This window comes from Streptomyces coelicoflavus (assembly GCF_003112555.1).
Classification (GTDB): Bacteria; Actinomycetota; Actinomycetes; order Streptomycetales; family Streptomycetaceae; genus Streptomyces; species Streptomyces coelicoflavus.
Genome location: NZ_BEWB01000009.1, coordinates 117677 through 135832 on the forward strand (window position 1 = coordinate 117677; position 18156 = coordinate 135832).

Consider the following 18156-nt stretch of genomic DNA (forward strand, 5'->3'; position numbering starts at 1 on the left):
CAAAGAAATGCGGAGCGGCGGGGACAAGGACATCCCATGGGAGCCAACTCCAAGGCCCAGAAGGCAGCCCGCCGGGCCCGCATCGAGGAGATGCGCCGCGCCGAACAGAAGCGTGAGCGCCGCAACAAGATCATCGCTATTGGCGCCTCCACAGCGATCGTCGCAGGCATCGCCGTCGGCGGCTGGTATCTACTGGATTCCGCCAACGACAAGGAAAAGGCCCAGGCCGCCCCCGTACGCGGCGAGCAGACCTGGCCCGACCTGGGCCGCACCCACGTCGACAAGGCCGTCGCCTACCCGATGCACCCGCCCGCCGGCGGCAACCACGCCCCGGTCTGGCAGAACTGCAACGGCAACGTCTACGACCAGGCGATAAAGGACGAGAACGCCGTGCACTCCCTGGAGCACGGCGCGGTCTGGGTCGCCTACAACGACAAGGCCACCGCCGCCGACATCAAGACACTCAGCCAGCGGGTGTCCAAGACCCCGTACACCCTCATGAGCCCCTACAAGAGCGAGTCCTCACCGATCACGCTGACCGCCTGGGGTCACCAGTTGAAGGTGAACAAGGCATCCGATGCGCGGGTGGCGGAGTTCTTCGACAAGTATGTGCAGGGCCCGCAGACCCCTGAGCCGGGCGCGGCCTGCACCGGAGGGATCGGCTGATGGAACCGATCACATTCGCACGGCGACGGCCCTGGTGGCTCGCCGTGGCCTCCGTCGTCCTTGCCCTGGCCGTGGCGGCGGCCGTGCTGATCGCGATGCGGCCCGGCGGGGACGACACGCCGAGTGAGGGCTCGGCGGATGTGGGCTTCGCCCGGGACATGGCAATCCATCACCAGCAGGCGGTGGAGCTGTCGTTCATCGTGCGCGATCGCACCGACGACGAGGACGTGCGGCGGTTGGCGTACGACGTCATCAACACCCAAGCCAATCAGCGCGGCATGCTGCTGGGCTGGCTGGAGGCGTGGGACGTGCCCAAGTCCTCGCAGAAGCCGCCGATGGCCTGGATGGATGAGGGCCACGGTCACGGGTCGATGTCCATGCCCATGTACGAGGCGCACGACGGCTCGCTCATGCCGGGCATGTCCACCAACACCCAGATGAACCAGCTGCGCAAGGCCAAGGGAAAGGCTGCGGAGGTGCTGTACCTGCGGTTGCTGACAGCACATCACAAGGGCGGCATCGAGATGTCTGAGACGGCCGCCGACATGGCCGGTGATGCGAAGGTGCGGCGCCTGGCCGAGAGTATGGTCCAGGGCCAGGAGTCGGAGATGAAGCTGATGGTGGACATGCTCGCCGAGCGTGGCGCTGCCGCCTGAACCATTTCTGCTCAGCGCCGCGGTCGTATGCAGGTGAGGAGTGCCATGACAGAAACCTGGGCCCCGTCCGACGCTCCGCCCGGTGCACGCTGGCTGCCACAGGCACGGATCGGTTTCGAGTCACGGAACGCCCGCTGGTGGTGGCTGGGCGCGGGTGGCGCCGTGATCGTCGCCGTTGGGGTGGCGATGGCGGTGTGGGGGATGTTCCCCGTCGACCTGCACGGGCCGACGCACGATGCCGGGATCATGGCGCCGACGTGTGGGCTGACACGCTCGGTCGTGGCGGTCTTCCGTGGCGATATCTCGATGGCCTGGCGCTACAACCCGGCCGGGTTGCTGGTCGCGGTGGTCGCCGTCGCCGCCCTGGCCCGGCTCCTGGCCGGGGTGTTCGTCCGGCGCGGCCCGGTGCTGCGGGTGCGTCCCGGCCGGATCGGCTGGATGGTGCTCGTCCTGGCCCTGGTAGCGCTGGAGATCCGCCAGCAGGGCCAGGCCGAGCTACTGATGACCGCCGGGCTGCGCTGACCGGAGGCCGCCATTCCGGTGCGCCACTGTCCTTCCGCACGACCGGATCCACCCGCATCTCCCCCGAGACGACGAAAGGGCTGTGCTCATGCCTGCTGCCAGTGACACGGACGAACGGCTGCGCCGCTATTGGGACCGGCACGCCCGCTCCTACGACCGGCAGATGAGCTTCTTCGACCGAACGCTGTTCGGTGAGAGCCGGAGGTGGATCTGCTCGCGGGCCGGCGGCCGGGTCCTGGAGGTCGCCGTCGGTACCGGTCTCAACCTGCCCCTCTACCCGGCCGATGTCGAGCTCACCGGACTCGAGTGGAGTCCGGCCATGCTGGACATCGCCCGCCGTCGCGCAGACGGGCTCGGCCGTACGGCGACGCTGCGCGAGGGCGACGCGCAGGAGATGCCGTTCGACGACGCCTCGTTCGACACCGTCGTGGCCACCCTGTCCCTCTGCGCCATCCCGGACGAGAAGCGGGCGGTCGCGGAGATGGTCCGGGTCCTGCGGCCCGGCGGCCGTCTGCTGCTCCTGGACCACGTCATCGCCTCCGCCTGGTCGGCCCGCGCCCTCCAGCGGCTACTGGAACTGGTCACCGTGCCGCTCGGTGGTGAGCACTTCCGACGCCGCCCGCTGCGGCACGTCGAGGCGGCGGGACTGCAGATCGAGGAGCGGGACCGGTTCAAGCTCGGCATCGTCGAGCGCATTGCCGCGCGCAAGCCGGTCTGATCCGGCGCGGCGGCATGTGGAAACCGGGCGCGCCGGTCCGCCGGAACCGGCACGCAGGGCTCAACAGGTCTCGGCGCGGGCCGGGCTGGAGCGCTGGCGGCCGTTGTTCCGCGCCGCTCCGGCGCCCGTCTCCGCGTACGGGCCCGAAGCACGCCGCTGCGCGAGCAGGCGGGTTCACAGCGGGAGTGCGTATCCGCTGATCCAGGTCTGCATCTGGGAGATCAGCAGGCTCCACAGGCCGGATACCTGGGTGATGCCGACGAGCACGAGCAGCACTCCGCCGACGCGGAGCACGGTGCGGGTGTGGCGGCGCGCGAAGGCGAAAGCCCGCAGCGATTTCCCCAGAGCGAGGGTGAAAAGCAGGAAGGGGATGCCGACGCCGACCGCGTAGAGGAAGGCTAGGAGGGCACCGCGTCCGGCGGAGCCGGTGGTCAGGGAGAGGGAGAGCACGGCGGCGAGCGTGGGGCCGATGCAGGGCGTCCAGCCGATGCCGAACATCACGCCGAGTAGCGGCGCGCCGACCAGCCCGGCACGCGGAGTGAAGCGGGGCTTGAAGGAGCGTGACAGGAGCGGGATGCGCTCCAGGATGCCCATGAACATCAGGCCCAGCACGATGGTGAGCACGCCGAGCACACGGATGATGGTCTCCTGGTGGGCGAGCAGCAGGGTACTGACGGAGCCGAACAGAGCGCCGTAGGCGGTGAACACGGCCGCGAAGCCGAGGACGAACAGTGCGGTGCCGAGCAACGCCCGCGAACGGGCCCGCCCACCCTGGCCTGCCTGGGCGTCGGCGGCGGTCATGCCGGTGGTGTAGGAGAGATAGCCGGGGACCAGGGGCAGACAGCAGGGCGAGGCGACGGTGATGGCGCCTGCGGCCAGCGCGATGGGGGCGGCCAGCAGGAGGGAGCCGGAGCCCACCACTTGACTGATGTCGACGGACACGAACAGCACCTTCCGCTGCGTATGGGGCGGCCCGGCCGGCCCGGCACCGATCGGGTGGAACCGGCGGGGCCAGTTCGGGGGCCGGGTCGACAAGAACTCTAACTCCTATGTACCTTAGGTCCTAAGTCACATAGGTGATTGCGGGTCGTGTGACCTGCGGCCTGCCGGAAAGGGCTGGTGGATGAGCGAGCTGTTGTTCGGGACGACGCTGCTGGCGTCGTTCCTCGGCGGCATGGTGGCCCTACTGGCCCCGTGCTGTGTCTCGGTGATGCTGCCCGCCTACTTCGCCACCGGCTTCCGTTCCCGCGGCCGGGTGGTCGCGGCGACGCTGGCGTTCGGCGCGGGAGTGGCGACAATTATCGTGCCGGTCGGACTCGGGGCCGCCGCTATCTCCTCGGCGCTGCAGCGGTACCACCTGTGGGTCTATCTGATCGGCGGGGTGCTGATGCTCGCCGGCGGTCTGGCGGTGTTGGTGGGGTGGAAGCCGAAACTGCCCATGCCGGCCGGCGGGACGCCGCGCCAGGGCGGTGGGTTCGCCGCCGCATACGGGCTGGGTGCGTTCTCCGGGATCGCCAGCGCGTGCTGCGCGCCAGTGCTCGCCGGGGTGGTGGTGCTGTCCGGGGCGAGCGGCTCCTTCCTGGCCGCGCTCGGAGTGGGGCTCGTCTACGTGCTGGGTATGGTCGCCCCGCTGGTCGTGATCGCCCTGGCCTGGGAGCGTGGCCACCGCGGCCCCGCCCGAGTGCTGCAGAGCCGCCGTGTGCGGATGCGCGCCGGATCCTTCGAGCGCAGCCTGCCGCTGGGCGACCTGCTGGCCGGGGTGCTGCTGGTGACCATGGGCGCGCTGACCGTCGTTCTCGCTTTCCGAGGCCCGGACATGGGCACCACCGGCTGGCGGGCCCGGTTCGCCGCCGATCTCGACCACTACGCCTCGATGGTCACCGACGCGCTCGCCTGGATACCAGGCTGGGCAGTGGCGCTGCTCGCGGTGGCCCTGCTCGCGCTGGTGATCCGACACGCCCTGCGAACCGTGGCCCCAGACCCAGAAGACGGCGGAACACCCGCCGCAGAGGAGGGCACCGGTGGGCCCGAAGCCGTTGCCTCCGCGTGCTGCACCGGCTCCAACATCGGCGGGGGCACTTCCTCCGCGCACGCAACCGCGGCACTGGCCGCAACTCAGTCCCCGAACACGACCAAGGAGGTCGCCACGGATGGCCGCTGACACCCGGCCCGGCGCGAAGGCCGCACCGAAGCCCGGCACCAAGGCCGCGAACAAGGCCGCCCGGCGTGTAAAGGCCCAGGTGTTGCGCGAGGAGGAACAAAAGCGTCAGCTACGAAGCCGGCGGCGCCGCGTCACCGCGCTCGTCACCGCGGCCGTGATCGCGGTGACCGCCATGCTGTACTTCGTGTTCCGCCAGTCCGAGCAGTCCCCGAACACCGGCTACGACGTCGGCAGCCCCAGCATCGGACAGAGCGCCCCAGGCTTCTCCCTGTCCTCCAGCGCGGGGGGCACGCAGAGCCTGGCCGATTACAAGGGCAAAACGGTCCTGCTGTACTTCCAGGAGGGTCTGACCTGCCAGCCGTGCTGGGACCAGATCCGAGACCTGGAGAAGGCCGCCGACCAGGTCAAGGCCGCCGGCATTGATCAGGTCCTGTCCGTCACCACCGACTCAGCCGACCTGGTCAAGCGCAAGGTCACCGACGAGAAGCTCACCACCCCGGTGCTGTCCGACCCCGACCTGAAGGTCTCCAAGGAGTACAACGCCAACCAGTACGGGATGATGGGCGACTCCCGCGACGGCCACAGCTTCGTCCTGGTCGGCCCCGACGGCAAGATCCAGTGGCGGGCGGACTACGGTGGCGCCCCCAATTACACGATGTATGTCAAGGTCGACAAGCTGCTCGCCGACCTGAAGGCAGGGCGGCAGACATGACTCCCCCCAGCGCCCCGCACCGGATCACGCTACTCACTCAGGCCGACTGCGTGCTGTGCGAGCACGCCAAGCAGGTCCTGACCGAGGTCGGCGCCGACCACCCCCTGGCCATCACAGAGATCGACCTGAGCAGCGAGGAGGGCATGCGCATCGGCACTGAGGCCGGCGTGCTCTTCGCCCCCGGCATCCTCCTGAACGACCAGCCCTTCTCCTACGGGCGGCTGTCCGAACGCAAGCTCCGCCGCACCCTCACGCGCGCGGAGACCACCGCAGTACCGACCCCGACAGGAGTTCTCCATGAGTGAGATCCTCTACGTTCTGCCCGCGCTGGCCTGCCCGGTCGGCATGGGTCTGATGATGTGGTTCATGATGCGGTCCGGCAACAAGAAGGCCACCGCCCCGGCCACCAAGGCCGACCCGCGCGAGCAGGAACTGGCCGTCCTCCGTGCGGAGGTCGACGGTCTGCGCAAGCGGCTCACGCCGGAACCCAGCCCGAAGGACCGGGAGCAAGCCCGGTGACCGGCTATGTTCTGCCGTTGCTGTTCACCGCCGCAGCCGGTGTACTGACGTACGCCCTCTGTGTCCGGCCCATGCTCAAGGGCCGCGGCTGTCACATGATGTTCCAGCGGTCCGGGACGGAACAGGCATCCTGTCGCAACGTTGCGGATGCCCGGCAGGCCGCGCATGCCTCCACCGACGATGACAGCACGGACGCGAAGATCGCGGGGCTGCGCGAAGAGATCCAGCTGCTCCACCACGAACTCGACCTGCGCTCGGGGGACGACGCGGTGCAGCTCACCAAGGAGGAACCGCGCTGAGAATCACTGGCATATTCCCACGACGGCCTCCCGCAGATGTCCGCCCGGCCGGACCGTCGCGCCGCCGGGTCCTGTCCGGCGCGCTCGCCGGGGCCGCCGCTCTCACCGCCTGCGGCAGCGCGCAGGACACTGGCGGCAGCGGTACGAGGACGCCGGGCGCTGCGAAGGGGAGCTCCTCGCGGTACCTCAAGCCGTCCGAACGGTCCGTAACCCCGCCCGTGGCGGGCACCACCCTGGATGGCAAGCCCGCCGACATCGCCGACATGCGCGGCCACGTCGTAGTGATCAACATCTGGGGTTCCTGGTGCGGACCGTGCCGGAAGGAAGCACCCGAGCTGAAGAGGCTGTCCGAGCAGACCGTGCCGTTGGGGGTGCAGTTCCTCGGGATCGACATCCGGGACACCAAGACCGCGGCGAAGTCGTTCGAGCGCAACTTCGGTATCACCTACCCCAGTCTCTACGACCCCGACAGCCGCACTCTGATCGGCTTCAAGAGCCTGGCCGCGCGTGCCGTACCCACCACCTATGTGCTGGACAAGAAGGGCCGCGTGGCCGCCGTGTCCATCGGCCCGCTCACCGCTCGGGGCTTCTACCCCATCATCAAGGACGTCGCCGCGGAGCAGGCGTGAGCACCCACACGACCGCCCCACGTCCCCGGTCACGGCCGATCGGGTGCCACGGCCAGATCCAACGCCCGCATCACGGTCAGTCCACCAACCTCACCGCTACGGCAGACACACCTCTTGTAGAACCTCGACAAGGGGACAGGCTGAGTAGCGAGTCCGTGCGCCAGAGCGTGCCACGGCCGCCCGTCGGCCCGGAATCCATCCGGTGGTGACCCAGCCTGCAATGACAACGCCACCACGGCAGAGGTGCGCCACGAACTCCGTCGACACCTGATGACGCGTCAGTAGAGTTAGCAAAGGGTTAGCAAGTGTCCTGCCCCAGCCAACCACAGACGGACACACCCTCGACGGGTACAGCACAGCGCATCGGGCTAGCAGCAAACCCAACAGCACAGCGCCCGCGAGGAGCCCGGGAAGGACGACGCAGGACGGCCGGCCGATCGAGCACAACCGGCCCGGCACCCATTCCCGCAGGTCAGCGAAGCCTCCCGCGCGGCTTCAGCGGCACCGCAGGCAGCTCGGGGGCAGGCAGCGGGGCGCCGTCGTAGCCCTTCACTTCGCCGAACCGTGTCCCTTCCATCCAGTCCCGGCGGGCCTGTACGATCTCCTCCTGCGACCGTCCGATCCAGTTCCAGAACATGATCAGTTCCTCCTCGAACGGCTCGCCGCCCAGGAGCATCAGGCCCGCGTCCGAGTCGGCCCGCAGGGGGAGTTCGTCGCGGCCGCAGCCGAGGTAGAGCATCGAGCCCGGCACCAGGGGCACGCCGTCGACGTGGGCCTCGCCGCTCATGGCCAGTACGGCGTATTCGAAGTCCCGTTCCAGCGGCAGGCGTACGTCCGTGCCGCCGGTGAGGGTCAGATCGGCGCCGACGAGGGGGGTGTACGTCGTGCCGGGCGAGGTGGCCGTGTCGAGGGTGCCCATGAGGACGGTGGCCGTCAGGCCCGGGGCCGTGACGCGGGGCAGCTCGGCGTGGAACTCGAAGTGCGGGTCGGTGTGGCGGTGGGTGTCCGGGAGGGCCACCCACAGCTGCGCGCCGTGCAGCAGGCGGGCGTGCGCACGCGGGCTCTCCTCCGAGTGGCTGATGGCGCGTCCGGAGGTCATCAGGCCCAGCTGGCGCGGGCGGATGGTCTGGAGGCTGCCGGTGGAGTCGCGGTGCAGTACCTCGCCCTCGTGCAGCCAGCTCACCGTCTGAAGGCCCATGTGCGGGTGCGGCGGCACCTGCATGCCGGGCTCGTCGGCGATGTCGTCGGGGCCGTAGTGGTCGACGAAGCACCAGGCACCGACCATGCGCCGGCCCAGGTTGGGCAGCAGTCGGCGGACCTCGGTCGACTCGCCGAGCTTGACGTTGCGAGGGCTGAGGAGTTCACGCACGGGCTCCGTCACCACGAAGCCGCGGCCGCCGCACAGGCTGGGAACCGCGTCCCGGTCAAGGTTGCTCATGCCGCCCAACGTAGCCCCAGACCGGCCGTCCGCGTCGGGCGGTCCCCGTGGCGTCACCGTGGCGGGCGACGGCAGCTCCATCGGTAGTGGAATGTTCAACCATACGGCGTGGTTGCAGGAGACCGAAGGAGGTTTCGAGTGGACACGACGTACTACGACCACGGAACGCCGGCGGAGCGCTGGGAGCGCGCGCGGATGTTCTTCGACGCCAAGGACTACGCCGCCGCGGCGCGAGTGCTGGACGGCCTGGTCGCGGAAGTGCCCGAGCAGACCGGACCGCGGCTGCTCCTGGCGCGTTCCTACTACCACTCGGCCCAGCTGCGGCGGGCGGAGGCCGAGCTGCGGACGCTGGTCGAGCGGGACCCCGTCGAGCAGTACGCCCGGCTGATGCTGGGCCGCACCCTGGAACGGCAGGGGCGGCAGGAGGAGGCGGACGCCCAGCTGCGGATCGCCTCCGCCCTCGCGGGCGACTTCGCCGGACGCTGAGCCGGGACGGGCGGCGCCGCTGAGCCGGGACGGGCGACGCGTCGCTCCGTGGCATCCTGGCGCGATGGGAACTCCGCGTGAAGGTGCCCCGCTTGCCGAGCGGGTCGAGGAACTGCTCGCCGTCGGCGGCCCGTTGCCGATCGTCGCGGCCGGGGATCCGGTGCTGCGGCGGCCGGCCGAGCCGTTCGACGGGCAGTTGGAGCCGGCGCTGCTCGCCCGGTTCGTCGAGGCGCTGCGCCTGACGATGCACGCGGCGCCGGGGGTCGGGCTGGCCGCGCCGCAGGTGGGCGTGGGGCTCGGGATCGCGGTGATCGAGGATCCGGCGCCGGTGCCGGACGAGGTGCGGGTGGCGCGTGGACGGGTGCCGCAGCCGTTCCGGGTGCTGGTCAATCCGTCGTACGAACCCGTCGGCGCCGGACGTGCCGCGTTCTTCGAGGGCTGCCTCAGCGTGCCGGGGTGGCAGGCGGTGGTGGCGCGCCACGCCGAGGTGCGGCTGCTGGCGCTGGACGAGCACGGGCGGACGGTGGACGAGGTGTTCACGGGCTGGCCGGCCCGGATCGTGCAGCACGAGACGGACCATCTGGGCGGAACGCTGTATCTCGACCGGGCCGAGTCGCGCTCGCTGTCCTCCAACGCGGCGATGGCGGACCTGTGGTCCCAGCCGACGCCCGAGCGGGCGGCGTCGGCGCTGGGATTCGAGCTGCCCGGCCCGGCGGTCTGACCGGCCGCCGGGCTCGCGCTCACCCGACGGCTCTCCCCACGTCCGTCAGTTGTCCCGGTACGTCTCCAGGAGCCTCAGCCACACCTCGCTGATCGTCGGGTACGACGGGACCGCGTGCCACAGGCGGCTGACCGGCACCCGGCCGGCGACGGCGACGGTGGCCGAGTGGATCATCTCGCCGACGCCTGGGCCGACGAAGGTGACGCCGCGCACGATCTCGTCCTCCAGGTCGACCACCATGCGGGCACGGCCCTTGTAGCCGTCGCCGTACAGGCTCGAGCCCGCCACCGCGATGGGGACGTCGACGGCGCGGACGCGGTGTCCCGCCTGCTCGGCCTCGGCCAGGGTCGGGCCGACGGACGCGACCTCGGGGTCGGTGAACACCACCTGGGGCACGGCGTCGTGGTCGGCGGTCGCGGCGTGCGCGCCCCAGGGGTCGGACTCCAGGATCGGCACCCCGGAGGCGCGGGCGGCGATGGCGGCACCCGCGATGCGTGCCTGGTACTTGCCCTGGTGGGTGAGGAGGGCGCGGTGGTTGACGTCGCCGACGGCGTAGAGCCAGTCGTGGCCCTCCACCCGGAGGCTGTCGTCGACGGGAAGCCAGGAGCCCGGTTCGAGGCCGACGGTTTCCAGGCCGATGTCTCCGGTGCGGGGAGAGCGGCCGGTCGCGAAGAGGATCTCGTCCGCCTCGAGGCGGTCGCCGGTGTCGGTGACGGCGACGACGGTGCCGTTCTCGCGGGTGACGGACTCGACGGAGACGCCGGTGCGGACGTCCACGCCGGCCTCGGTGAGCGCCTCGGCGACCAGTTCCCCGGCGAACGGCTCCATGCGGGCCAGCAGGCCGCCCTCGCCGCGCACCAGCATCGTCACCCGGGAGCCGAGGGCCTGCCAGGCGGTGGCCATCTCGACGGCCACGACTCCGCCGCCGACGACGAGGAGCCGGCCGGGCGCGCTCTCGGCGCTGGTGGCCTCGCGGCTGGTCCAGGGCCGTACCTCGGCGAGTCCGGGCAGCGGGGGCAGGGCGGCGGCGCTGCCGGTGCAGACGGCGACCGCGTGCCGGGCGGTCAGGGTCCGGCGGGTGCCGTCGGGGCCGGCCACCTCGACCGTGCGCGGTCCGGCGAGCCGCCCCTGGCCGCGGTACAGGTCGGCGCCGATGCCCTCCACCCACTGGACCTGGCCGTCGTCCTTCCAGTGCGAGGCGAACTCGTCGCGGCGGGCGAGGACGGCCGCGGCGTCGAGGGGTTCCTGGACCGCCCCGGCGAGACCGGGCAGCCGGCGGGCGTCCGCGCGGGCGATGACCGGGCGCAGCAGGGCCTTGCTGGGCATGCACGCCCAGTAGGAGCATTCGCCGCCGACCAGTTCGCTCTCCACGATCGCGGTGGACAGCCCGGCCGCGCGGGTGCGGTCGGCGACGTTCTCCCCGACGGGGCCCGCGCCGATCACGACGACGTCGTACGTGAGGGAATCCGATTGCGTCATGGGGTCAGTCTGGTGGGTGGTGTGCGACGTGGCCACATGGGTACGTGCGCGGAATACCCACCAGGTCGGCAGTGTTGTGCCGACGGCTACTCCCCCGCAACCAGGAAGAGGGATTACCTCATGACCAGCACCGTGGAACTCACCAAGGAGAACTTCGACCAGACGGTCACGGACAACGAGTTCGTGCTGATCGACTTCTGGGCGGAGTGGTGCGGCCCGTGCAAGCAGTTCGGGCCGGTCTACGAGAAGGCGGCGGAGGCCAACCCGGACCTGGTGTTCGGCAAGGTGGACACCGAGGCGCAGCCCGAGCTGGCGCAGGCCTTCGGCATCAGTTCGATCCCGACGCTGATGATCGTGCGGGACCAGGTGGCCGTGTTCGCACAGCCTGGCGCGCTGCCGGAGGCGGCCCTCACCGACGTGATCGGCCAGGCCCGGAACCTGGACATGGACGAGGTCCGCAAGGCGGTCGCCGAGCAGCAGGCCCAGGCCGGGCAGAACGGCCAGGAAGGCCAGTAGCGGTCCCTTCGGCCGTCGGTCCGTCCGCCGGTCAGCTCGACTCCCGGTGCAGCACCGTGGCGCCCAGCACCTTGTGGCGCTCGGGTGCGGCACCGGGGTCGTGCACGGCCCGGTCGACGAGTGCGGCCAGGTCACGGCCCGCGGGCAGCTCCAGGTGGACGGTGCTGAGCCGGGGCCGCAGCAGCCGGCCCAGCATGAGGTCGTCGGCGCCGATGACGGCCGCGTCGCCGGGGACGTCGAGGCCCTCGTCCTGGAGGGCCCGCATCAGCAGCATCGCGTACTCGTCGTTGTACGCGAACACCGCGTCGAGGCCCAGGGGACGCCAGCGCGCCGCGAGGCGGGCGGCGTCCCCTTCGTCGTAGGCGAGGGGCAGCTCGGTGACGGTGGCGTCGGTGCCGGCGACCGCCTGGCGGGCACCCGTGAGGCGCGGTGCCGAGAAGACGTCCAGGCCGCGTTCCGCGGGGACGACGACGCCGATGGTGCGGCGCCCGCGGTCGTACAGGTGGCGGGTCGCGCCGCGGCCGACGCCCTCCTGGTCCGTGAGCAGGGCGTGCGCTCCGTCGACGGGCTCGGGGCCGAGGGTGAGGACCGCCCGGGCGCCGGAGCGCTTGAGGATCTCCACACCCCGCGGTCCGAGGTCGGAGGCGGGTGCGAGGACGGCGACCGGGCGCAGTTCGGCCCAGGCGCGGGCGGCCTCGTCGCCGTGCGCGCCGGCGGTGCCGTACTGCACGACGGTGTACTCGAGGCGGCCCAGGGCCCACTGGAGTTCGGCGACGAAGCGGCTGTAGAGCGGGCCGGCGGGGAAGGACGGCGCCGGCATCAGGACCATGCGGCTGTGCCCGGCGCGCAGGGAGCGGGCCGCGGCGTGCGGGACGTATCCCAGTTCCCGGGCGGCCTCGCGGACGCGGCGGCGGGTGGGTTCGCTGATCCGTACGGCGTCGGCGTTGTTGAGGACGTAGGAGACGGTCGCGCGCGAGACGCCGGCCAGGCGGGCCACATCGGCGCTCGTGGGGGCCGAGCGCGGTGCGGAGGGCTCGTGGGCGGGCTGTTTCGGTATCTGCACCATGACGTACGGAATCCTGGCAGAAGCCGGGTGCGAGACGGCGGGCGGGGCGACTTCGGCCGCGGCGGCGGAACGCTCAGTCAGTCTCGGCGGTCCCGGGGAACTCAGCGCCGGCGTCCGGGGGTTCGGTACGGGTCACCCGTGCCACGAGGTCGATCCAGCCGGCCCGCACCCGTTCGGCGGGCAGCCCGCACTGCCGAGTGAGGTGGTGGATCAGGGCCGCGTCGAGGTAGGCCATCAGTGTGTGCGAGAGGAGTTCGCCGTCGGCGTCCGGCACGGCCTCCCGCAGCAGCAGCGCCACGTGCTGGCGCAGGAAGCGGCGCGGGGCGAAGGTGTGGCGGCGTTCGGCGCTGGGTTCCCCGGCCAGGAGCAGGTCGAGCTGGTCGACGGAGCGGCTCAGCAGCGCGCAGCCGAAGGCCCGCAGCCGCTCGACGGGCGGTGCGCCGGGGCCCAGGGGCGGCGGACCGGTCAGGAGCGCGGCCTGGAACTTGCGCTCGGAGTGGTCGAGCATCGCCGCGAGCAGCCCGGTGCGGTCGCCGAAGCGGCGGAAGACCGTGCCCTTGCCCACGCAGGCCGCGGTGGCCACCGCCTCCATGGTGAGGGCGGCCGCGCCGTGCTCGGCGACCAGGCGCTCGGCGGCTTCCAGGAGCCGGGCGCGGTTGCGCGCGGCGTCGGCGCGCAGGCAGGGCTCGTCCGCGTCGGGCCCGGTGCCGAGTTGCAGCAACTCGGGCGAGCCGGCGTTCTCCTGAGGCTGCGGGAAGGGCGGCAGGGAGGCGGACATGAAGCCAGCGTAAAGCATCGGGAAGAAAACTGGACCGCGGTCCGTTTGGGATGTTAGAAATTAAACGGACCCCGGTCCGGATCGTGACCGCGAGGTCGCGGCCCCGCCCGTCACCCTCTGTTCCATTACTGGGAGTACTCATGTCTGTCCGCATCCTTGCGCTCGTCGGCAGCCTTCGCGCCGGTTCGCACAACCGCCAGCTCGCCGAGGCGGCCGCCAAGTTCGCGCCGGAGGGCGCCGAGGTGCAGCTGTTCGAGGGGCTTGCCGAGATCCCCTTCTACAACGAGGACATCGACGTCGAGGGCAGCGTCCCGGCCGCCGCCGCGAAGCTGCGCGAGGCCGCCCAGGGCGCCCAGGCCTTCCTGCTCTTCTCGCCCGAGTACAACGGCACCATCCCGGCCGTCCTGAAGAACGCCATCGACTGGCTGTCCCGCCCGTTCGGCGCCGGCGCCTTCACCGGCAAGCCGGTCGCCGTGGTCGGTACCGCCTTCGGCCAGTACGGCGGCGTGTGGGCGCAGGACGAGGCCCGCAAGGCCGTGGGCATCGCCGGCGGCAAGGTGATCGAGGACATCAAGCTGTCCATCCCCGGCTCCATGACCCGCTTCGCCGAGACCCACCCGTCGGACGACGCCGAGGTCGCCGCGCAGCTGACCGAGGTCGTCGCCCGGCTGCACGGCCACGCGGACGAGGCCCTCGCCGCCTGACCGGCGCACACCGCGCGCGTGGACCGGAGCTCGCCCGAGCTCCGGTCCACGCGTGTGTCAGGCCACCGCGGCGGCGGCCAGGGTGCGCAGTTCCTCGAGGGCGGCCGCGACCGCGGTACGGCGGTGACCACCGCTGCGCGTGCAGGTCAGCAGCTTGCGGTGCGGCCGGTCGGCACAGGGCACGCGGACGATCGGCAGGTCGGGGGTCAGCCGGGCGAGCCGGGGCACCAGCGCGACGCCGAGCCCGTGGGCGACCAGGTGGGCCGTGACGTTCCAGTCCACCGTGAGGTGGACCACGTCGGGCGTGAACCCGGCGGCACCGCACGCCGACATCACGTGCGTCCGGCAGGGGCTCTGCGGCAGCGGCGCGATCCAGGCCTCGTGGGCCGCGTCGGCGAGGTCGGCCTCCCCCCGTCCGGCCAGCGGATGGTCGGCGGGGACGACCAGGTCGAACGGTTCGTCCAGGAGCGGCCGCTGTTCGAAGCGCGTGTCGGCCGACGGCGGGCTGGCCGGGGTCGCCTCCACCACCGCCAGGTCGCTCTCCCCCTCGAAGAGCAGGTCGAAGCTCTCCGTCACCTCGACCTCCCGGATCCGCACCGAGAGCCGGGGGTGCCGCTCGCGCAGCCGCGCCGCCATCGGGGCCAGCAGGACGGCGACGGCCACGGGGAACCCGGTGACCCGCAGCGGCCCGGCCGGGGCGCCCTCCCCCGCCCGCAGATCCTGTTCGGCCTCGTCCCAGCGGGCCTCGATCGCGTCGGCGTGTTCCAGCAGGCTCTCGGCGGCCGCGGTGAGCCGCACCCCGCGCCCCTGCGGCTCCAGCAGGTCGACGTCCAGGTCCCGGGCGAGCTGGCGGATCTGCTGCGAGGCGGCCGAGGTGGTGAAGTGCAGGGCCCGGGCCGCCGCCGTGACGGTGCCGTAGTGGGCGACGGCGCGGAGCACGTGCAGCCTGCGCAGATCAATCATGAAGTCCACGCTTCACGGTGGAGTCCGTAAAGTCAACCTGGACGTGAACGGATGCGTGGCCGCACCCTTGTCAGTGACGCCACGGTGGGCCCGAGCACCCACACCGGCATCCCCACGTACCACCGACGCACGAGGAGTCGCCATGCCCAGCACGACCGGTCTCGTCTGCCCGCACTGCGGGTGGCCCGACGGTGCCGAGCCCTTCCAGGTGGTGTCCGCCCACCCCACCGGGGCGGGCGGGACCCTGTGGACCCGGTGCGCCTGCGGTTCGCTCCAGGCCCGCGTCGTCGACGGACACGGCACCCGGGTGGTCTCGCGCGGCAGGCCCACCCCGGCCGGCCGCTGAGCCGCTACCAGGGCAGCGGGCCCGCCGCGTCGAAGAAGCCCCCGGTCGGTCCGTCCGGGCCCAGCCGGGCCGCGCGGACGATGACCTCGGCCCCCTCGGCCACGGTCTGCGTACCGGTGTTGCCGTTCAGGTCGGTCGCGGTGAAGCCGGGCTCGACCGCGTTGATCCGCATCCCCGGGAACGCCTTGGCGTACTGCACGGTCAGCGCGTTCACCGCGGTCTTCGACGCCGGGTAGGCGAGTCCCGGGTAGCCGTACCCCGGGCTCCCGGGCGAGCCGAGTCCGGTCAGCGAGGCCAGCCCGCTGCTCACGTTGACCACGACGGGCGCGCCGGAGCTGCGCAGCAGCGGCAGGAAGGCGTGGATCACGCGGACCGGGCCGAAGACGTTGGTCTCGAAGACGGTGCGCAGCAGGCCGGCGGTCGTGCCGTCCGCGCCGGTCACGGTGTTGTGCTCGCCGCGCTCCTCGATGCCGGCGTTGTTGACCAGGACGTCGAGGCCGCCGTCGGCCTCCACGGCCCGCACGGCGGCGGCCACCGACGCGTCGTCGGTGACGTCGAGAACGAGGGGGCGCGCGCCCAGTTCCGCGGCGGCGCGGCGGCCGCGCTCGGGGTCGCGGGCGGCGGCGTAGACGGTGTGGCCGGCGGCGACGAGGCGGCGGGCCGTCTCGAAGCCGAGGCCCTTGTTGGCTCCGGTGATCAGTGTGGTCGTCATGGATCAAGCGTGCGGCGCGCCGGTGCGGGCAGCCAGGCGTCCCGTCTTCCTGGGACCGCGGGTACCAGGAACAGGGGGCGCACGAGGTGTTCACTGGGGGCATGACGGCTACGGAGTTCGGGCGGGCGTTGCGGCTGCGCAGGGACCGGGTCCCGCCCGGGGCGGCCGGGCTGCCCTCCGGCGGGCACCGGCGGGCGGCGGGGCTGCGGCGCGAGGAGCTGGCCCTGCTGGCCGGTGTCTCCGTCGACTACGTGACCCGTCTCGAACAGGGCCGGGCGGCCCACCCGTCGGCCCAGGTCGTCGAGGCCCTCGTACGGGCGCTGCGGCTGCCGGCCGAGGAGCGCGCGCATCTGTTCCGGCTGGCCGGGCTGGTGCCGCCGGGCCCCGAGACGGTCCCCGCGTACATCCCGCCGAGCGTCCACCGGCTCCTGGACCGGCTGGCCGGCACTCCGGTGGCCGTGTACGACGCGGCGTGGACGCTGCTGCTCGCCAACCCGCCCTACGCGGCGCTGATGGGCGACCCCTCCCGGTGGCGCGGCCCGGAGCGCAACGGCGTGTGGCGCAACTTCGTCGGCCCGGGCAGCCGGGCCCGGTACACGCCCGGGGAACGGCGCGCCTTCGAGGCGGCACTCGTCGCGGACCTGCGCGCCACCTCGGCCCGCTATCCCGCCGACCGCGCCCTCGCCCGGCTGGTCTCGGAGCTGTGTGCCCGCAGCGAGCGGTTCGCCGAGCTGTGGCGGGCGGACGCGGTGGGCCGGCACGAGGCGGCGCGCAAGACCGTCGACCATCCGCGGGTCGGACCGGTCACCCTGGACTGCGACGTGCTCGGCGTGGCCGGCAGCGACCTGCGGATCATGGTCTACACGGCCGAACCGGAGTCCGCCGACGCGGAACGGCTCGCCCTGCTCACCGTCCTGGGCACCCAGGAACTGGTGGAGTAGCCGCTGGGCTCACCGGCAGGCAGAGGGGCGTCACTCCTGTTCCTGCCCCCTCGTGGCCCACAGGCTCGTCGCCGTGGTCACCGCGAGGACCAGCACGATGAACCCGAGCGAGAAGGGGATGCCGATCTCCGGCACGTGCACGCCGGACTCGTGCAGGGCGTGCAGCACCAGCTTGACGCCGATGAAGCCGAGGATGACCGACAGGCCGTAGGAGAGGTGGACGAGCTTCCTCAGCAGGCCGCCGATGAGGAAGTAGAGCTGGCGCAGGCCCATCAGGGCGAACGCGTTCGCCGTGAACACGATGTACGGGTCCTGCGTCAGACCGTAGATGGCGGGGATGGAGTCCAGGGCGAACAGGACGTCGGTGAACCCGATGGCGAGCATCACCACCAGCATCGGGGTCATGACCCGCCTGCCGTTCTCCTCCACCCACAGCCTGGTGCCGTGGTAGCGGTCGGCGACGCCGAAGCGCCGCTCGATCGACTTCAGCAGCTTGTTCTCCTCGTACTCCTCCTGCTCGTGCCCGCCCTTGCGGGCGTCCTGGATCAGTTTCCAGGCGGTCCAGATCAGGAAGGCGCCGAAGAGGTAGAACACCCAGGAGAAGGCGGAGATGATCGCGGCGCCGGCCGCGATGAACGCGGCGCGCAGCACCAGGGCCACCAGGACGCCGACCATCAGCACCCGCTGCTGGTACTGCGAGGGCACCGCGAACTTCGTCATGATCAGGACGAAGACGAAGAGGTTGTCCACGCTGAGCGACTTCTCGGTGATGTACCCGGCGAAGAACTCGCCGCCCGGCCCGCCGCCGCCGAACACGATCACTCCCACCCCGAACAGAGCGGCCAGCACCACCCAGACGGCCGTCCAGATCCCGGCCTCCCGCAGGGACACGTCGTGCGGCTTGCGGCCGATGAAGAAGTCGGCGGCGACGAGGACGCACAGGCCCGCGACGGTCAGCAGCCAGACGCTGGTCGAGACGTTCACCGGTGCTCCTCGTGCGGGACGGGTCTCGTGCGGGACGGGGCCGCGTTCGGGACGGCCGCGTCCGGGGTTGCTCCTGATCAGAGTGTTTCCGGGATGCCGGGCAGGCAACCCGGCACCGTGCGCGGCCCCGCGCACCCGAA

At 71.7% G+C, this 18156-nt stretch carries 24 protein-coding genes; 16 read left to right on the forward strand and 8 right to left on the reverse strand.

Going from position 1 to position 18156, the window contains the following annotated elements; translation table 11 throughout:
• Positions 1-36 precede the first annotated feature (36 nt).
• The 4 genes from Sco07f_RS22385 to Sco07f_RS22400 all read left to right on the forward strand — a co-directional run bounded on the left by Sco07f_RS22385 (position 37) and on the right by Sco07f_RS22400 (position 2562).
• Positions 37-666, forward strand: coding sequence for a thioredoxin-like domain-containing protein (locus tag Sco07f_RS22385; protein WP_108988970.1), 630 nt, complete (start codon positions 37-39; stop codon positions 664-666).
• Entirely contained in the window at positions 666-1322 is a 657-nt protein-coding gene (locus Sco07f_RS22390) for a DUF305 domain-containing protein (protein WP_108988971.1), read from the forward strand. The genes Sco07f_RS22385 and Sco07f_RS22390 overlap by 1 nt, the downstream gene beginning before the upstream one ends.
• Positions 1323-1367: 45 nt before the next feature.
• Positions 1368-1844, forward strand: a complete 477-nt coding sequence (locus tag Sco07f_RS22395; protein ID WP_159106974.1) for a DUF2752 domain-containing protein — start codon at positions 1368-1370, stop codon at positions 1842-1844.
• 88 nt (positions 1845-1932) lie between these two features.
• Positions 1933-2562 carry a class I SAM-dependent methyltransferase gene (locus tag Sco07f_RS22400; RefSeq protein ID WP_108989138.1) on the forward strand — a complete coding sequence of 210 codons (630 nt, stop codon included), beginning with the start codon at positions 1933-1935 and terminating at the stop codon, positions 2560-2562.
• Positions 2563-2736: 174 nt separating this feature from the next.
• Here Sco07f_RS22400 and Sco07f_RS22405 read toward each other — a convergent pair whose 3' ends face one another.
• Positions 2737-3504: a cytochrome c biogenesis CcdA family protein gene (locus Sco07f_RS22405; protein WP_108989139.1), complete on the reverse strand. Its 768-nt coding sequence runs from the start codon at positions 3502-3504 to the stop codon at positions 2737-2739.
• Between the two features lie 181 nt (positions 3505-3685).
• Between Sco07f_RS22405 and Sco07f_RS22410 the strand changes: the two genes are divergently transcribed.
• From Sco07f_RS22410 to Sco07f_RS39780, 6 genes are all read left to right on the forward strand, one after another.
• The gene (locus tag Sco07f_RS22410) at positions 3686-4723 is read left to right on the forward strand and encodes a cytochrome c biogenesis CcdA family protein (RefSeq protein WP_108988973.1); all 1038 of its coding nucleotides are present in this window, start codon (positions 3686-3688) and stop codon (positions 4721-4723) included.
• Positions 4713-5435 (forward strand): peroxiredoxin family protein, encoded by a 723-nt coding sequence (locus Sco07f_RS22415; protein WP_108988974.1) that lies wholly within the window; start codon positions 4713-4715, stop codon positions 5433-5435. The genes Sco07f_RS22410 and Sco07f_RS22415 overlap by 11 nt, the downstream gene beginning before the upstream one ends.
• On the forward strand, positions 5432-5740 hold the full coding sequence (locus Sco07f_RS22420) for a glutaredoxin family protein (protein WP_108988975.1): 309 nt from the start codon (positions 5432-5434) through the stop codon (positions 5738-5740). Before Sco07f_RS22415 ends, Sco07f_RS22420 begins: the two co-directional genes overlap by 4 nt.
• Complete coding sequence (locus tag Sco07f_RS22425) at positions 5733-5954, forward strand: hypothetical protein (RefSeq protein ID WP_108988976.1); 222 nt, start codon at positions 5733-5735, stop codon at positions 5952-5954. Before Sco07f_RS22420 ends, Sco07f_RS22425 begins: the two co-directional genes overlap by 8 nt.
• A complete protein-coding gene (locus tag Sco07f_RS22430; protein WP_108988977.1) occupies positions 5951-6253 on the forward strand; it encodes a hypothetical protein in 303 nt (100 codons plus the stop codon). Before Sco07f_RS22425 ends, Sco07f_RS22430 begins: the two co-directional genes overlap by 4 nt.
• Positions 6254-6471: 218 nt before the next feature.
• Positions 6472-6882: a TlpA family protein disulfide reductase gene (locus Sco07f_RS39780; protein ID WP_159106975.1), complete on the forward strand. Its 411-nt coding sequence runs from the start codon at positions 6472-6474 to the stop codon at positions 6880-6882.
• Between the two features lie 472 nt (positions 6883-7354).
• On the opposite strand, the gene Sco07f_RS22440 is transcribed toward Sco07f_RS39780, so the two are convergent.
• The gene (locus Sco07f_RS22440) at positions 7355-8320 is read right to left on the reverse strand and encodes a pirin family protein (protein ID WP_108988979.1); all 966 of its coding nucleotides are present in this window, start codon (positions 8318-8320) and stop codon (positions 7355-7357) included.
• Between the two features lie 138 nt (positions 8321-8458).
• On the opposite strand from Sco07f_RS22440, the gene Sco07f_RS22445 reads away from it, so the two are divergent.
• Both Sco07f_RS22445 and Sco07f_RS22450 read left to right on the forward strand, forming a co-directional pair.
• The gene (locus Sco07f_RS22445; RefSeq protein WP_007387319.1) at positions 8459-8806 is read left to right on the forward strand and encodes a tetratricopeptide repeat protein; all 348 of its coding nucleotides are present in this window, start codon (positions 8459-8461) and stop codon (positions 8804-8806) included.
• 64 nt (positions 8807-8870) lie between these two features.
• Positions 8871-9527 carry a peptide deformylase gene (locus Sco07f_RS22450; RefSeq protein WP_108988980.1) on the forward strand — a complete coding sequence of 219 codons (657 nt, stop codon included), beginning with the start codon at positions 8871-8873 and terminating at the stop codon, positions 9525-9527.
• A 45-nt stretch (positions 9528-9572) separates the two neighbouring features.
• On the opposite strand, the gene Sco07f_RS22455 is transcribed toward Sco07f_RS22450, so the two are convergent.
• Entirely contained in the window at positions 9573-11006 is a 1434-nt protein-coding gene (locus Sco07f_RS22455; protein WP_108988981.1) for a dihydrolipoyl dehydrogenase family protein, read from the reverse strand.
• Positions 11007-11126: 120 nt separating this feature from the next.
• On the opposite strand from Sco07f_RS22455, the gene trxA reads away from it, so the two are divergent.
• Entirely contained in the window at positions 11127-11522 is a 396-nt protein-coding gene (gene trxA, locus Sco07f_RS22460) for a thioredoxin (RefSeq protein ID WP_007387317.1), read from the forward strand.
• A gap of 31 nt (positions 11523-11553) precedes the next feature.
• Here the strand turns inward: trxA and Sco07f_RS22465 are convergent, their stop codons facing one another.
• Together Sco07f_RS22465 and Sco07f_RS22470 are read right to left on the reverse strand one after the other, a co-directional pair.
• On the reverse strand, positions 11554-12588 hold the full coding sequence (locus tag Sco07f_RS22465) for a LacI family DNA-binding transcriptional regulator (protein ID WP_087788537.1): 1035 nt from the start codon (positions 12586-12588) through the stop codon (positions 11554-11556).
• 73 nt (positions 12589-12661) lie between these two features.
• Positions 12662-13366 (reverse strand): TetR/AcrR family transcriptional regulator, encoded by a 705-nt coding sequence (locus Sco07f_RS22470; RefSeq protein WP_108989140.1) that lies wholly within the window; start codon positions 13364-13366, stop codon positions 12662-12664.
• Positions 13367-13506: 140 nt separating this feature from the next.
• On the opposite strand from Sco07f_RS22470, the gene Sco07f_RS22475 reads away from it, so the two are divergent.
• Positions 13507-14070: an NAD(P)H-dependent oxidoreductase gene (locus Sco07f_RS22475; RefSeq protein WP_007387316.1), complete on the forward strand. Its 564-nt coding sequence runs from the start codon at positions 13507-13509 to the stop codon at positions 14068-14070.
• A gap of 57 nt (positions 14071-14127) precedes the next feature.
• Here the strand turns inward: Sco07f_RS22475 and Sco07f_RS22480 are convergent, their stop codons facing one another.
• Positions 14128-15033 (reverse strand): LysR family transcriptional regulator, encoded by a 906-nt coding sequence (locus Sco07f_RS22480; protein WP_007387334.1) that lies wholly within the window; start codon positions 15031-15033, stop codon positions 14128-14130.
• Positions 15034-15175: 142 nt separating this feature from the next.
• On the opposite strand from Sco07f_RS22480, the gene Sco07f_RS22485 reads away from it, so the two are divergent.
• On the forward strand, positions 15176-15379 hold the full coding sequence (locus Sco07f_RS22485; RefSeq protein ID WP_007387315.1) for a hypothetical protein: 204 nt from the start codon (positions 15176-15178) through the stop codon (positions 15377-15379).
• A gap of 4 nt (positions 15380-15383) precedes the next feature.
• Here Sco07f_RS22485 and Sco07f_RS22490 read toward each other — a convergent pair whose 3' ends face one another.
• Positions 15384-16091 (reverse strand): SDR family NAD(P)-dependent oxidoreductase, encoded by a 708-nt coding sequence (locus tag Sco07f_RS22490; protein WP_108988982.1) that lies wholly within the window; start codon positions 16089-16091, stop codon positions 15384-15386.
• 101 nt (positions 16092-16192) lie between these two features.
• On the opposite strand from Sco07f_RS22490, the gene Sco07f_RS22495 reads away from it, so the two are divergent.
• Positions 16193-17032, forward strand: coding sequence for a helix-turn-helix transcriptional regulator (locus Sco07f_RS22495; protein WP_108988983.1), 840 nt, complete (start codon positions 16193-16195; stop codon positions 17030-17032).
• A gap of 30 nt (positions 17033-17062) precedes the next feature.
• On the opposite strand, the gene Sco07f_RS22500 is transcribed toward Sco07f_RS22495, so the two are convergent.
• On the reverse strand, positions 17063-18016 hold the full coding sequence (locus Sco07f_RS22500; protein ID WP_108988984.1) for a TerC/Alx family metal homeostasis membrane protein: 954 nt from the start codon (positions 18014-18016) through the stop codon (positions 17063-17065).
• Positions 18017-18156 lie beyond the last annotated feature (140 nt).

What these genes read in the sequence shown, in the direction of transcription:
- Sco07f_RS22425 (WP_108988976.1), top strand. Translation starts at nt 5,733, where the DNA reads ATGAGTGAGATCCTCTACGTTCTGCCCGCGCTGGCCTGCCCGGTCGGC.
- Sco07f_RS22465 (WP_087788537.1), bottom strand. Translation starts at nt 12,588, where the DNA reads ATGGTGCAGATACCGAAACAGCCCGCCCACGAGCCCTCCGCACCGCGC.
- Sco07f_RS22475 (WP_007387316.1), top strand. Translation starts at nt 13,507, where the DNA reads ATGTCTGTCCGCATCCTTGCGCTCGTCGGCAGCCTTCGCGCCGGTTCG.
- Sco07f_RS22450 (WP_108988980.1), top strand. Translation starts at nt 8,871, where the DNA reads ATGGGAACTCCGCGTGAAGGTGCCCCGCTTGCCGAGCGGGTCGAGGAA.
- Sco07f_RS22395 (WP_159106974.1), top strand. Translation starts at nt 1,368, where the DNA reads ATGACAGAAACCTGGGCCCCGTCCGACGCTCCGCCCGGTGCACGCTGG.
- Sco07f_RS22420 (WP_108988975.1), top strand. Translation starts at nt 5,432, where the DNA reads ATGACTCCCCCCAGCGCCCCGCACCGGATCACGCTACTCACTCAGGCC.
- Sco07f_RS22490 (WP_108988982.1), bottom strand. Translation starts at nt 16,091, where the DNA reads ATGACGACCACACTGATCACCGGAGCCAACAAGGGCCTCGGCTTCGAG.
- trxA (WP_007387317.1), top strand. Translation starts at nt 11,127, where the DNA reads ATGACCAGCACCGTGGAACTCACCAAGGAGAACTTCGACCAGACGGTC.
- Sco07f_RS22470 (WP_108989140.1), bottom strand. Translation starts at nt 13,366, where the DNA reads ATGTCCGCCTCCCTGCCGCCCTTCCCGCAGCCTCAGGAGAACGCCGGC.
- Sco07f_RS22495 (WP_108988983.1), top strand. Translation starts at nt 16,193, where the DNA reads ATGACGGCTACGGAGTTCGGGCGGGCGTTGCGGCTGCGCAGGGACCGG.
- Sco07f_RS22455 (WP_108988981.1), bottom strand. Translation starts at nt 11,006, where the DNA reads ATGACGCAATCGGATTCCCTCACGTACGACGTCGTCGTGATCGGCGCG.
- Sco07f_RS22410 (WP_108988973.1), top strand. Translation starts at nt 3,686, where the DNA reads ATGAGCGAGCTGTTGTTCGGGACGACGCTGCTGGCGTCGTTCCTCGGC.
- Sco07f_RS22440 (WP_108988979.1), bottom strand. Translation starts at nt 8,320, where the DNA reads ATGAGCAACCTTGACCGGGACGCGGTTCCCAGCCTGTGCGGCGGCCGC.
- Sco07f_RS22415 (WP_108988974.1), top strand. Translation starts at nt 4,713, where the DNA reads ATGGCCGCTGACACCCGGCCCGGCGCGAAGGCCGCACCGAAGCCCGGC.
- Sco07f_RS22390 (WP_108988971.1), top strand. Translation starts at nt 666, where the DNA reads ATGGAACCGATCACATTCGCACGGCGACGGCCCTGGTGGCTCGCCGTG.
- Sco07f_RS22400 (WP_108989138.1), top strand. Translation starts at nt 1,933, where the DNA reads ATGCCTGCTGCCAGTGACACGGACGAACGGCTGCGCCGCTATTGGGAC.
- Sco07f_RS22385 (WP_108988970.1), top strand. Translation starts at nt 37, where the DNA reads ATGGGAGCCAACTCCAAGGCCCAGAAGGCAGCCCGCCGGGCCCGCATC.
- Sco07f_RS22485 (WP_007387315.1), top strand. Translation starts at nt 15,176, where the DNA reads ATGCCCAGCACGACCGGTCTCGTCTGCCCGCACTGCGGGTGGCCCGAC.
- Sco07f_RS22480 (WP_007387334.1), bottom strand. Translation starts at nt 15,033, where the DNA reads ATGATTGATCTGCGCAGGCTGCACGTGCTCCGCGCCGTCGCCCACTAC.